Below are 13,513 nucleotides of genomic sequence, written 5' to 3' on the forward strand. Positions count from 1 at the left end.
CTTTATACAAAAATAAGAATTCCCACGCTGTAACGACACCGACCTGTATAATCCACCTGAATCCTTATCCACTTATTAGCTTGAACGCGATACGCCGTACATTTCGTCCATGGCTAACAGCAGCCGCTGAACATCCGCTTCCGTGGAACTCACTCCCACACTCGCCCTTACCGCTCCGCTAGCCAGAGTGTCCGCTGCTTGATGGGCCAGCGGTGTACAGTGCATTCCTGCCCGTACAGCAATCTGGTATTCGCGGTCCAGCCGGTGGGCAATATGCGCCGACTCCTGCCCCTCTACGACAAAAGCCACAATTCCGCTGCGCGGAGCGCCCGGTGCCGGACCCAGAATCCGCATGCCCGGAATAGCAGCCAAGCCCTCCATCAACAGCTGTGTCAACTTCCATTCCTGCATATGAATCTGTTCCACTCCCAGCGCCTTAACCGCCTTCACGCCAGCCAGCAGACCAGCTATTCCGACGGCATTCTGTGTCCCTGCCTCATAACGGTCCGGGCGAACACTTGGCTGCTCGCTGTTCTCCGACTGACTGCCAGTCCCTCCATGCATCAGCGGTTCCAGATCCAGCCCAGGAGAGATATACAGCCCCCCGGTCCCTTGCGGACCGAGCAGCCCTTTATGTCCCGGAAATGCCAGCAGATCAATATTCATAGCCGCCACATTAATATTAAGCGCCCCTGCACTTTGAGCGGCATCTACCAGGAACACAGCCCCATGCGATTTCACTATGTCACCGATATCCCCAATCGGCAGAATACTTCCCAGCAGATTGGAACTATGATTGCAGATCACCATCCGGGTGTTAGGACGCAGAGAACGCTGAAGCTCGTGAAGATTGATTTGGCCCTCGCGGTCCGCCTGTATATAATCCACTTCAATCCCGATGCTCCGGCGCAAATACTCCAAGGGTCTGCGCACTGAGTTATGCTCTGTCATCGTCGAAACGACATGATCCCCTGGTTGAAGTGTACCCTTAATAGCCATATTTAGCCCCATAGTTGTGTTATGGGTGAACGCAATATCCTGAGCATTCGCTATACCAAACAACTCTGCCAGCAGCATTCGTGCACGAACTAATACCCGCCCCGTCCCGATAGCCAGTGAGTGGTTGCCCCGCCCGGCATTGGCCCCTGACTGTTCCAAGGCCTCCACCATAGCTGCAGCCACCTCCGGCGGCTTGGGCCACGAAGTAGCTGCGTGATCGAGATATACCAGCCTCTCCATCTTCCACCCTCCCTCTTTTCGATTTAAAAAACATACCCCTCCATATCCGTATTAAGGATATCTCAGGATATGTCTTCGGTACAAATATCCAAATCAGTTCCCCAGCAGCTCCAGCAATCTTTCCAGGTCTTGGGCACTGTAATAGTTTAATTCGATTTTCCCTTTTTCCTTGCCTTGTTTAATTTTGACTGTTGTCTTGAATCGCTCCCGTAATACTTCCTCTACATTATCAATATAAGGATCACGTTTCACAACCTTGGCCTTAATTCCATTAGCCGGTTTGCGGTCGAGATTCTTCACTACCTCTTCCAGTTCTCTAACACTCCACTGAAGCTCCACACACTGGGCAGCCAATTGCTTGATGACCTCCGGATCTTTCAGAGCCACAATTGCCCGGGCATGCCCCATCGAAATTGTTCCACGTGAAACATAATCCTTCACTTCTTCCGGCAAGCTAAGCAGCCGCAAAAAGTTGGCGATATGCGATCTGGACTTTCCGACTTTAAGAGAAAGCTCTTCCTGAGTTAGTGAGAATTGATCCATCAGTCCTTGATAAGCAACCGCTATTTCCATCGCGTTAAGATTCTCACGCTGTAGGTTCTCGATCAGGGCAATCTCCATCACCTGCTGATCACTGAGGCTGCGGACCACTGCCGGAATTGTAGCTTTGCCGCAATATTGCGAGGCCCTGAATCTGCGTTCCCCGGCAATAATCTCATACCCTTTCAAAACACTACGAACAATGATCGGCTGGATCACACCATGCTGTCTTATGGATTCTGCAAGCTCCTGAATGGCCTCTTCATTGAAATCCTTGCGCGGCTGATAAGGATTGGCTCTAAGCTGCGTCAACGGAATCTCTACTACCTTATCGTCTTCATTGATCGACAGAGAAGGTATTAATGCATCCAAGCCTTTCCCCAAACGCTTACTCATAAGAGATCACTTCCTTTGCCAACTCTAAATATACTTCCGCTCCCTTGGAACGGGAATCGTAGGTAATAATTGACTGTCCATGTGAAGGGGCTTCGCTTAGGCGTACATTACGCGGGATAATCGTTCTGTATACCTTTTCCTGGAAATATTTTTTCACTTCTTCGATAACCTGAATCCCGAGATTCGTCCGGGCATCCAGCATCGTGAGCAATACTCCCTCTATTTTGAGATGCGGATTAAGATTCTTCTGAACCAGTCTTACAGTGTTGAGCAGCTGGCTTAATCCTTCAAGCGCATAATATTCGCATTGTATAGGGATAATCACTGAGTCAGCAGCCGTTAGAGAGTTAATGGTAAGAATCCCTAATGATGGCGGGCAATCTATGATGATGTAATCATAATTCGCCTTCACTGCATTCAGTGCCTTCTTCAGCTTCAGTTCCCGCGATATCGTGGAGACCAGCTCGATCTCTGCTCCTGCCAGCTGAATGGTTGCCGGAATAATATGAAGGCCCTCAATCCGGGTCTCCTGTATTGTATCCTGCGGATCCACTTCATTAATAAGAATATCGTAAATGCAATTTTCTACATCCGCTTTGTTGACGCCAACGCCGCTCGTAGTGTTGCCTTGCGGATCAATATCAACAAGCAGCACTCTCTTCCCCAGAGTAGCCATGCTGGCACCCAGGTTCACAGAGGTTGTTGTTTTACCTACCCCGCCTTTTTGATTTGCTATGGCAATAATCTTGGACACTTATTTCACCTCGAATTGTTTAGAAAGAATCATCTTGTAGTTCTTAGCTGTTAACGGCATAATAATCTGGATCTACGGCATCACGTTTGCGGAGATGTAGGTAAATAAGCAAATAGACAACAACTTATCCTTAGAGTGTATATGTGATAACGTTCGGAGCTAGTCATAGAAAAGGCGGCCAACACCTCAGGGCCGCCTTCAGCTTTTGTTGCCATTATCGTTTTGGAATTTGGATCACAATCTCATAATGATCTCCGCGGTCATTCTCGGAGGTCTTAATCTCCATTCCTGAGCCGGTCACCATGTCTATAGATTGACGAATTGTATTAAGAGCGAGACGGACATCTTTAGTATAGGAGGTCCGTTTTGATTTTTTGGTCTGGGTAACGGCCTTGTAGAAGGCGATACGTGCTTCTGTTTGTTTTACATTCAATTCCTTGGAAATAACCTCAGCCAGAACCTTAAGCTGCATCTCCTCAGTGTCCAGCGACAAGAGCGAGCGTGCATGACGCTCGGTGATTTTTCTTTCCATTAAAGCAGTTTTGACCTGTTCAGGCAAATTCAGCAAACGGATTTTGTTGGCAATGGTGGATTGGCTTTTGCCAAGCCGCTGAGCCAGACTCTCCTGGGTCAATTGATGCAAGTCAATCAGCTTCTGATACGCGATCGCCTCTTCAATAGAGGTTAAGCCCTCACGCTGCAAGTTCTCTATCAGTGCGATCGATGCAGCCTGTGAATCATTGAATTCGCGGACAAGTGCCGGAATGGTGTCCATGCCCAGCTTTTTAACTGCCCGCCAGCGTCTTTCGCCTGCAATAATCTCATACTGGGAATCACGCATACGCACAACGATCGGCTGGATCACGCCATGAGTTTTGATAGTCTGACACAACTCGTCGATCTTCTCATCATCGAAAATAGTCCGTGGCTGATACGGACTGCTGATGACCTCATGAACCGGGATTTGTTTGATCTCTTCTCCGCTGCTCCGCTCGGTAAATCCAAAAAGCTTGGTGAATTGTTCTTTCATTCCGTTCATAACCACCTAATTTCGTTATAGTACGATCATCTTAACCTTTCATGCGAAAAGCTTATCGTACAGCGTAAGAAAAGTAACCCTAAGTCATTCTAAGCCACTTCTCTTAAAAGACGGCCTGGCATTTATTCTGATCTTATCTATTAAAAGTCTTACTATATTATTCTATCACTTTTCTGCTAATAATCCTATTCTCCATAATGACCTATTTTTCCTGCACAGCAGCCTGAACAGACCCTGCTTTCCATAAAAATAACCCCACAAAGTGGGGCTTTGGCTTCGAAGATAACTCAGGTGCTTTGTAAGGGCCCAAAAAATATAAATTCTTATCTTACAAGTGGAAACGGCTTTACCGTCCTTTTAAAGGACGGTACCGTTTCAGCGAGAAATAGAAGGATAATGGATAGCGTGAAACCTATACATTCTTATATTTAAAAAAAGACCAAGCTCATTAAAGATGAGCTTGATCCACTATAACAGAAGACTGTCAAATGTTGTTTCACGTGAAACAATTAGATGAGCGGCGACTTCGCAGGTACGCCGGGCTTGCGCGGATACTTGGACGGTGTGGCCCCAGTCTTACGTACAAGAATGATATGCCGGGAAGATTCTTCCACCGGCAGACTGAAGGATTCTACCTTGTGCAGTTCAGCACGCAGCTCCTTGAAGCTGCGCTTGGCTTCTTGCAGTTCCTCCGTCGGATCGCTCCCCTTCATGGCAGCGAAGATGCCGTCCTTGCGGGTGAATGGCAGACAGAATTCATTCAGAAGCGATAAACGAGCCACCGCACGGGCAGTAACTACATCATAAGCATCCCGGTGAACAAACTGTCTGGCCACATCCTCTGCCCGGCCGTGAATGAGCTGTACACCCTTCAACCCCAGGGTATCACAGACATGCTGCAGGAAGGTGATCCGTTTGCTAAGTGAATCCACAATCGTCAGCTTAAGATCCGGGAAGCATATTTTTAGCGGAATACCAGGGAACCCTGCCCCTGAACCAATATCAGCAAGACTCTTCGTCTCCTGCATATTCACGTAGAAGGCTAAAGATAAAGAATCATAGAAGTGCTTGGTATATACCTGGCTCCGCTCTGTGATCCCGGTTAGATTCATCTTCTCATTCCAGAAGACCAGCTCCTGATAATAGAGTTCAAATTGTTCAAGCTGCTTCATTGAGAGTTCCAGGCCATGCTCCTTGAGCAGGTCGGTGAACTCAGCTACCGTTGTATCCATAGGTTATCCTTTCGCCGCTGTTACACGGTTATAGTGCTCCAGATAGACCAGCAGAATCGAGATATCTGCCGGGGTAACGCCTCCGATACGCGAAGCCTGCCCAATGGAGATTGGAGCGATTTTGGTCAGCTTTTGCCGGGCCTCCATTGCCAGTCCATGAATCTCATTATAGTTGATGTCGTCTGGAATCTTCTTCTTCTCCATCTTCTGAAGCTTCTCCACATGCAGAAGCTGTTTCTCAATATAGCCGGCATACTTAATCTGAATCTCCACCTGCTCCTTCATCTCTTCATCCAGCTCTTCTGGAGAAGGAGAGATCAGATCCACGAAGCTGTAAGCCAGCTCAGGGCGGCGCATTAAGGTCAGCAGATTGCTTCCGTCAACAATCGGTGCAGATCCATAACTGGCTAGTGCTTCATTCACTTGAACCGGTTTGACCTTCGTCTCCTGCAGACGGATAATCTCACGGTCGACCCGGCCCTTCTTATCAAGGAAGGCTGCATAGCGCTGCTCTGTAATCAGCCCAATATCATAACCGATTGGTGTCAGGCGGAGATCCGCATTATCATGACGGAGCAGCAGCCGGTATTCCGCACGGGAAGTCAGCAGGCGATAAGGCTCATTCGTTCCCTTAGTGACAAGATCATCGATCAGAACGCCAATATAACCTTGTGAACGATCCAGCACGACCGGCTCTTTCTCCTGTACTTTACGCGCTGCATTGATACCGGCAATAACCCCCTGCCCTGCCGCTTCTTCATAACCGGAGGTACCGTTGATTTGTCCCGCAGTGAATAGTCCCGGCAGACGTTTGGTTTCCAGTGACGGCCAGAGCTGCGTCGGAACCATGGCATCATATTCAATGGCATAGCCGTTGCGCATCATCTCTACCTTCTCCATACCGGGAATAGACCGCAGGACCGCCAGCTGCACATCCTCAGGAAGGCTTGTCGACAGACCCTGTACATAGTATTCCGATGTGTTTTTACCTTCCGGCTCCAGGAAGATCTGATGCTGTGATTTATCACTGAACCGGACAACCTTATCTTCAATGGAAGGGCAATAACGCGGACCCGTTCCTTCAATAATACCCGTGAACATCGGCGCCCGGTGCAGATTGTCATTAATGATCTGGTGAGTAACCGGGGAGGTGTAGGTCAGCCAGCAAGGCAACTGCTCATTATCCGAGGATTTGGTTTCAAAAGAGAAGAATTTCAGCTTCTCATCGCCCGGCTGGATTTCTGTCTTGGAGAAATCAATCGAATCCTTGTGGACACGCGGCGGCGTTCCGGTCTTGAAGCGGACCAAATCGAACCCCAGTTCGCGCAGATTCTCGGACAGGCGTACGGACGGCTGCTGATTATTTGGTCCGCTCTCATATGTCAGCTCACCCATGATCACTTTGCCGCGCAGGTAGGTTCCCGTTGTCAGAATAACGGTCTTGCTGTGATACACCGTCCCTGTCTTCGTCACCACTCCGGCGCAGCGTCCGTCTTCGACGATCAGCTCCTCCACCATCCCCTGGCGCAGAGTCAGGTTAGGAGTCTTTTCCATCGTTTCTTTCATTGCGTGCTGATAGAGGAACTTGTCGGCTTGTGCACGCAGAGCATGAACCGCAGGCCCCTTGCCTGTATTAAGCATTCGCAGTTGAATGAAGGTCTTGTCTATATTGCGGCCCATTTCTCCGCCGAGTGCATCAATTTCACGCACCACATGGCCCTTGGCGGGTCCGCCAATCGATGGATTACATGGCATGAAGGCCACCATATCCAGGTTAATTGTGATCATCAGTGTGCGGCAGCCCATCCGTGCAGCAGCCAGAGCTGCTTCGCAGCCGGCATGACCGGCGCCGATGACGATAACATCATAGCTGCCTCCATCATAATTCATAACGGTTCCTCCTTCTTATTTGCCCAAACAGAATTGCGAGAAGATCTGGTCCAGCAGCGAATCAGCCGCCGTATCTCCAATAATCTCCCCGAGCTGCTCCCAGGCTAGACGTACATCAATCTGTATCATATCTATAGGAATCAGCATCTCCGCTGCTTCATAGGCATCCTGTAGTGATTTATGTGCCTTCTTAAGCAAGGCTATATGCCTTACATTGCTTACATAAGTCAGATCGCCAGATTCCAGCTTGCCTCCGAAGAATAGTGCGGAGATCGCCTCTTCCAATCTATCGAGTCCTTCCTCTTCCAGCACCGACATCGGTACAATACTCGCTTCAGCGAAAAAGGAGCGCAGCTTCTCCGTGTCCAGACGGGACGGTAAGTCCATTTTATTCATGATGACCAGCGCTTGTCTACCGTGGATTTGTTCCATCAGTGCCAGTTCATCCTCATGAAGCTCCTCATTGGCATTCAGCACCAGCAGAATCAGATCCGCATCGCTGAAAGCCGCCTTCGAGCGTTCCACACCGATTCTCTCCACCACATCCATCGTCTCACGGATACCGGCAGTATCCAGCAGCTTCAGCGGGATATTATTAATCGTTACATACTCTTCTATCACATCACGCGTTGTTCCCGGAATGTCGGTCACAATCGCCTTGTTGTCGCGGGCAAGCGCGTTCAGCAGTGAGGACTTCCCGACATTGGGCCTGCCCACAATAGCTGTCGTAATCCCTTCGCGCAGAATCTTTCCTTCATTGGCGGTTCGAAGCAGCTTATCTATGCCTTGCATAACCTCTTGACTCTTATCCTTGATGAAATCGGCAGTTAAGGATTCCACATCATGCTCGGGGTAATCAATATTCACTTCTATATGGGCCAGTGTCTCAATTAGCGTGTGCCGAAGCTCATGAATACGTGCGGATAACGAGCCGCTAACCTGCTTGAGGGCAACCGAGAAGGCCCGGTCCGACTTCGAACGAATCAGATCAATTACGGCCTCGGCCTGCGAGAGATCAATCCGTCCGCCCAAAAAGGCACGCTTTGTGAACTCTCCCGGCTCGGCCAGCCGGATGTCCTGCTGCAGCAGCAGATCCATTACTCTTCTTACAGAGATTACACCGCCATGGGCGCTGATCTCCACCACATCCTCCGTGGTAAAGGAGCGTGGTCCCTTCATGACGGTTACCAGTACCTCTTCCAGCTGTTCCCCGTCCTGCAGACTTACGATATGTCCATAATGCACCGTATGAGAATCAGCTTCCGTAAGGGGGATACGGCTTTTGAACAAAGGGGCCACTTGGGGGATTGCCTGCGGTCCGCTAACCCGGATGATGGCAATACCGCCCTCGCCCAAGGCTGTCGATACAGCGGCAATAGTATCACTAAGCATGTTTGTAATTCACCTCTGGTTTTGGTCTCTTCAAAAAAACAATGACTCCTCGCATAGGTCAAGGAGTCATTGCGGCATATGGTTCTACTTCAAAGTTATAACGACGCGGCGGTTCGGCTCTTCACCCTTACTGAGGGTGTTCACCTGCTTGTGATCCTGTAATCTGGAATGGATGATCTTGCGTTCCTGCGGGGACATGGGCTCAAGGACCACCTCTTTGCGGGTCCTCACCACACGCCCGGCCAGACGGTCAGCCAGCTCCTCCAGTGTCTTCTTGCGGCGCTCCCGGAAGTTCTCCGCATCCAGCACGAGCCGGATGAAGCTGTCAGAATACCGGTTGGCCACAATATTAGCCAAATACTGCAAAGCATCGAGAGTTTGTCCTCTTCTGCCAATCAGCAGCCCAAGCTCCGGACCGGAAATTTGCAGAACAGTTGATTCCTTGGCATGAACGATTTCAACTTCCACCTCAAGCCCCATGCTCTTGGCGACATCTACAATGAAATGAACGGCCTGACCGTATGCTTCTTCTACCGGGTGTCCGGAATCCTGGCGCGGTACACCGCTGATCGCCTCTGTATTGCTCTCTCTTGTTGTCTGCTGAGACAGTAGCGGAGCACTCGCCGCTGATGCCGGTGCGGCTTCCGGGATCAAGGTCAATTCCACCTTGGCACCCTTCGCACCGATCAATCCAAGGAATCCTTTTGACGGCTGTTCAAGTACGTTGACCGTTACCCGGTCCTTGTGAACTCCAAGCTGATTAAGTCCCCGTTCTACAGCTTCTTCAATGGTTTTCCCTGTCGCGACGACTTTGCTCATTTTGACTTTTTGACCCCCTTCTTCCCATTGCTTCCGTTTCCTTTAGCAGCAGGAGTTACATCTTTGCGGGCGTTAGAGTTGCTGTTCTTGCTTTTCGTCAGGTTAACATCCTTGGCCTTGCTGTTTCCTGCATTGGCCGTAGCATTGGCAGCAACAAGTGCTGCTTTGTGCTTATCATTGTTGCGGTACAGGAAGTAGTTCTGGACAATGGTGTAAATATTGCTGTATACCCAGTACAGAGGCAGAGCAGCCGGGAAGTTGTAGGACATGATGAAGATCAGAACCGGATAGACCATCATCATGAACTGCATTGGACCCTGCTGTTGGACCGGGTTCATCTTGGTCATCATGCGGGTCTGAATGAAGGTGGTTGCGGCAGCGAGAACCGGCAGAATGAACAGGTGGTCGGGCTTGCCAAGCTGCAGCCACAAGAAGTCATGCAATCTGAGATCCGGGTTGTAGTAGATGGAATTGTATAGGGCAATAAAGATTGGCATTTGCACGATCAGCGGCAGACAGCCCGCCATTGGATTAACCTTGTTCTCCTGGAACAGCCGCATCGTTTCCTGCTGTACCTTTTCGGGCTCATCTTTATATTTCTTCTTAATCTTCTCAAGTTCCGGCTGAATCGCCTGCATGGCGCGCGAGCTCTTCACCTGCTTAATCGTAAGCGGGAGAATCAGCGTGCGGACAATAATCACCATCACGAGAACGGCAAAGCCGTATTGGCCGTTGAACCACTTGGCGAAAGTATCCAGGGCTAAGGCGAAATAATAGACAACATTACTCTGCCAGAAGCCTCCATTTTTCAAATCCTCCGTAGTGTGCGTCACTGTTGTCGCAGACGGAGAGCATCCCGACAGAACAGCGATCATTAGAACCATTAACCCGAGGAGAAGAAACATTTTTCCTCGCTTAGTCTTCATTAGAGACACTTCAAAACCCCTCTCATAAACATTCCATTGCACCGTAAATCATAACATAATTATGGATACAAATAAACAAGCCCTCTTCAGGCTCTTTTACTTGCGTAAAGCCTTGAGCAGCTTGGCTTTGCGCAGCACATGCAGCACGCTTTTCTCCAGCTCGGCGTAATCCTTGGAGAGCGCTCCTTTTCTGACAATGAAAACGATATCCAGATTGCCGGCAATTTCCGCCTCGTGGTGACGGACAATCTCCTTGACCAGCCTTCTCATCCGGTTGCGGACTACGGCATTCCCGACCTTCTTGCTGACGGATATGCCCACCCGGAATCGTTCCACTTCTCTTCTGGGGAACCAATACACCACATACTGATGATTCGCAAATGACTTCCCATGGCGGTATACGCGGCTGAAGTCGGCACGGTTTCGTAATCGTAAACTTTTGTGCACGGAAATCTCCTATTCAAATACCGGAATTGCTCCAGGCTCCGGAATTTCATCTTCTAATTAGTATTGTCATTCAAGGGAGACCATAAACAGTTACTGCGGCGGCCCTGGAGATCCCCTGCCAACAAACATAGACAGCTTGTGGAAGCTACAATCTAGTGAAATTGAATTCTTATATCTTCAAGTGGAAACGGCTTCGCCGTCCTTTTAAATGAGGGTACCGTTTCAGCGAGAAATAGAAAGGATAGGTTATCGTGTGCAACCTATAAATTCTTATATCTTTAAAAAAAGCCCCGCAGTAGCGTTAATATCCCCTGCAGAGCCTATCGTTTATTGTTGCAGCAGCAGAAGTAATGCGTGGGTTTCTGCTCACTGAGCATCATCCCATTCTGCGCTATATATAGAAGAGAAATAAAAACAGCTGATGCATTCTGCAAATAAAGCGTAAAAAAGGACCACAGCAGTGGTCCCAAAGTGGCCTATCTTACGCACTCAAAACTTTTCTGCCTTTCAAGCGGCGGGCTGCCAGCACTTTGCGGCCGTTTTTCGTGCTCATTCTTTTGCGGAAACCATGCACCTTTTTGCGTTTACTCACATTTGGTCTGAACGTCGGTCTCATGTATTGCACCTCCCTTACAGGAACATAATTACTGTCATATAAGCAGAAACGGACTAAGCCGTCCTTAAAGTAGGGACAGTATCTACAAGTATTATCAATTTAATTTGGAGACATATCCTCACAGAAAACACCTTTATATATTTAAACACATTAATGCGCCAAAAGTCAACCATGTCTCTTTCTCCCTCTTTTTCCGGCTGCTCCACTTGTGCCCCCGTTTTTTGGGACCAGCCGGAATCCGGAATCTTATCCCCAGCGTGTCCCGCCTCTTCACTAATCCTAACCCCAACCGCTTATCCACAAAGGAACACATCCAAAAAAATAATCCACAGGCTTGTCCAGTTATCCACCTGTGATTAATTCCGGGCGGATTTTGCTCACAGGTGAGCACAACCTGTGTATAAAAAAATTGCCGCAGTCGCGGAAATTGTCGAACGGTAAACAAATTATCAACAATATGTAGTGGTGTGCCTAAAAATTATACACAAGTGATTGAATTTGTGGATAAAATGGCGTCGCTCATTGAAAAATAAGGGGCGTTTTGCTATGATAGTATTACTTTTGAATGTGAATAGATTTGTTTGTTCAATAAATTATCAACAAGCTGTGGATAAAGTTGTGAACAATTCAAATTTATCCATATTTTTTTGTCTCTTGAAGTTGCATACTGGGGATAAGATTAATCGCCAACCCATTTTCTTCGACATTTCCACTTCATGGCTGATGCCACATTTGGAAGATTTAAAGGAGTGACAGTCTGTGGACAGCCATACTTCCGAATTATGGCAGCAAATATTATCGATTATTCAAACCAAACTAAGCAAGCCGAGCTTCGATACCTGGTTCAAGGCCACCAAGGCCATGACATTCAATTCCCAGGCTCTTATCATCTCGGCGCCTACAACCTTTGCCGTAGAATGGCTGGAAAGTCGCTATACCAAACTGGTAGGAGCAACGGTATATGAAGTTACCGGACAGCAAGTGGAAGTCAAATTTGTCATTGAGGAGAACAAGCCCTCTGAGCCTGTGGTTCAGCAAAGTGCGCCCACTCCCGTTGTTTCGCGCGAAGAGGCACAGACACATTTGCTCAATCCCAAATACACCTTCGACACATTCGTGATCGGCTCAGGCAACCGTTTTGCGCATGCAGCCTCCCTTGCTGTAGCCGAAGCGCCGGCCAAAGCCTATAACCCTCTGTTTCTGTATGGAGGCGTAGGTCTCGGAAAGACTCACCTTATGCATGCGATCGGCCATTATGTGCTGGAGCATAACCCCAACAACAAGGTGATTTACATCTCCTCCGAGAAATTCACGAATGAATTCATCAACTCCATCCGTGATAACCGCGGCGAAAGCTTCCGCAACAAGTACCGCAATGTTGACATTTTGCTGATTGACGACATCCAATTCCTGGCCGGCAAGGAGTCCACGCAGGAGGAATTTTTCCATACGTTCAATGCTCTTCACGAAGAACGCAAGCAAATTATCATCTCTAGCGACCGGCCTCCCAAGGAAATTCCTACTCTGGAAGAACGGCTGCGTTCCCGGTTCGAATGGGGACTGATCACAGATATCCAGCCCCCCGATCTTGAGACGCGGATTGCCATTCTACGCAAGAAGGCCAAGGCGGAGAACCTGGATATCCCGAACGAAGCCATGATGTACATTGCCAACCAGATCGACACGAATATCCGGGAGCTTGAAGGCGCGCTGATCCGTGTAGTGGCTTATTCTTCCCTGACGAACCAGGATGTGACGACACATCTGGCAGCCGAAGCGCTGAAGGATATCATCCCTTCGAGCCGTCCGAAGATGATCACCATTAACGATATTCAGCAAAAAGTCGGTGAATACTACAATTTGCGCATGGAGGACTTCAAAGCGCGGAAACGCACGAAGGCTGTGGCTTTTCCAAGGCAGATTGCCATGTATCTCTCCCGCGAGCTGACGGATTATTCGCTTCCTAAGATCGGCGAGGCCTTCGGAGGACGCGATCATACGACCGTTATCCATGCCCATGAGAAGATTACGCAGCAATTAAAGGTGGACCAGGAGCTCTATAAAGTGGTAAATAATCTTTCGGAGAAAATTAAAAATCCTTCCTAAGAGGAACAAAGAGCCTATACACAATCTATACACATGTGGGTAGGCTTAATTTTATGCTGTTTAGCCACTTATCCACATAAACGGAGCCCCTACTACTAATACTATTAAATAACTATA

Annotated in this window: 12 protein-coding genes; 1 reads left to right on the forward strand and 11 read right to left on the reverse strand. The window is 48.7% G+C overall.

The annotated features are described in order from the left end of the window. Window positions 1–75 precede the first annotated feature (75 nt). The 11 genes from NST69_RS31395 to rpmH form a co-directional block, all read right to left on the reverse strand. Complete coding sequence (locus NST69_RS31395; protein ID WP_340956929.1) at window positions 76–1,239, reverse strand: aminotransferase class V-fold PLP-dependent enzyme; 1,164 nt, start codon at window positions 1,237–1,239, stop codon at window positions 76–78. 93 nt (window positions 1,240–1,332) lie between these two features. After that, window positions 1,333–2,175, reverse strand: coding sequence for a ParB/RepB/Spo0J family partition protein (locus NST69_RS31400; protein WP_036728055.1), 843 nt, complete (start codon window positions 2,173–2,175; stop codon window positions 1,333–1,335). Continuing rightward, window positions 2,168–2,929, reverse strand: a complete 762-nt coding sequence (locus tag NST69_RS31405) for an AAA family ATPase (protein WP_036728056.1) — start codon at window positions 2,927–2,929, stop codon at window positions 2,168–2,170. The genes NST69_RS31400 and NST69_RS31405 overlap by 8 nt, the downstream gene beginning before the upstream one ends. 214 nt (window positions 2,930–3,143) lie before the next feature. Beyond that, entirely contained in the window at window positions 3,144–3,959 is an 816-nt protein-coding gene (noc, locus tag NST69_RS31410) for a nucleoid occlusion protein (protein WP_036728058.1), read from the reverse strand. Between the two features lie 518 nt (window positions 3,960–4,477). Further along, complete coding sequence (rsmG, locus tag NST69_RS31415) at window positions 4,478–5,200, reverse strand: 16S rRNA (guanine(527)-N(7))-methyltransferase RsmG (protein ID WP_342548041.1); 723 nt, start codon at window positions 5,198–5,200, stop codon at window positions 4,478–4,480. A gap of 3 nt (window positions 5,201–5,203) precedes the next feature. After that, window positions 5,204–7,090: a tRNA uridine-5-carboxymethylaminomethyl(34) synthesis enzyme MnmG gene (gene mnmG / locus NST69_RS31420; protein WP_342548042.1), complete on the reverse strand. Its 1,887-nt coding sequence runs from the start codon at window positions 7,088–7,090 to the stop codon at window positions 5,204–5,206. A 15-nt stretch (window positions 7,091–7,105) separates the two neighbouring features. Then, window positions 7,106–8,482, reverse strand: coding sequence for a tRNA uridine-5-carboxymethylaminomethyl(34) synthesis GTPase MnmE (gene mnmE, locus NST69_RS31425; RefSeq protein ID WP_036728062.1), 1,377 nt, complete (start codon window positions 8,480–8,482; stop codon window positions 7,106–7,108). A gap of 84 nt (window positions 8,483–8,566) precedes the next feature. Next, window positions 8,567–9,301 carry an RNA-binding cell elongation regulator Jag/EloR gene (jag, locus tag NST69_RS31430; protein WP_036699874.1) on the reverse strand — a complete coding sequence of 245 codons (735 nt, stop codon included), beginning with the start codon at window positions 9,299–9,301 and terminating at the stop codon, window positions 8,567–8,569. Next, window positions 9,298–10,236, reverse strand: a complete 939-nt coding sequence (locus NST69_RS31435) for a YidC/Oxa1 family membrane protein insertase (RefSeq protein ID WP_036728064.1) — start codon at window positions 10,234–10,236, stop codon at window positions 9,298–9,300. Before NST69_RS31435 ends, jag begins: the two co-directional genes overlap by 4 nt. Window positions 10,237–10,323: 87 nt before the next feature. After that, window positions 10,324–10,674: a ribonuclease P protein component gene (rnpA, locus tag NST69_RS31440; protein WP_036699878.1), complete on the reverse strand. Its 351-nt coding sequence runs from the start codon at window positions 10,672–10,674 to the stop codon at window positions 10,324–10,326. A 481-nt stretch (window positions 10,675–11,155) separates the two neighbouring features. After that, window positions 11,156–11,290: a 50S ribosomal protein L34 gene (rpmH, locus tag NST69_RS31445; RefSeq protein ID WP_039295761.1), complete on the reverse strand. Its 135-nt coding sequence runs from the start codon at window positions 11,288–11,290 to the stop codon at window positions 11,156–11,158. A gap of 759 nt (window positions 11,291–12,049) precedes the next feature. Here rpmH and dnaA point away from each other — a divergent pair. Next, the gene (dnaA, locus tag NST69_RS31450) at window positions 12,050–13,396 is read left to right on the forward strand and encodes a chromosomal replication initiator protein DnaA (RefSeq protein ID WP_036699882.1); all 1,347 of its coding nucleotides are present in this window, start codon (window positions 12,050–12,052) and stop codon (window positions 13,394–13,396) included. Window positions 13,397–13,513 lie beyond the last annotated feature (117 nt).

The sequence above is a fragment of the Paenibacillus sp. FSL P2-0089 genome, assembly GCF_038595095.1.
Taxonomy (GTDB): domain Bacteria; phylum Bacillota; class Bacilli; order Paenibacillales; family Paenibacillaceae; genus Paenibacillus_AQ; species Paenibacillus_AQ silagei.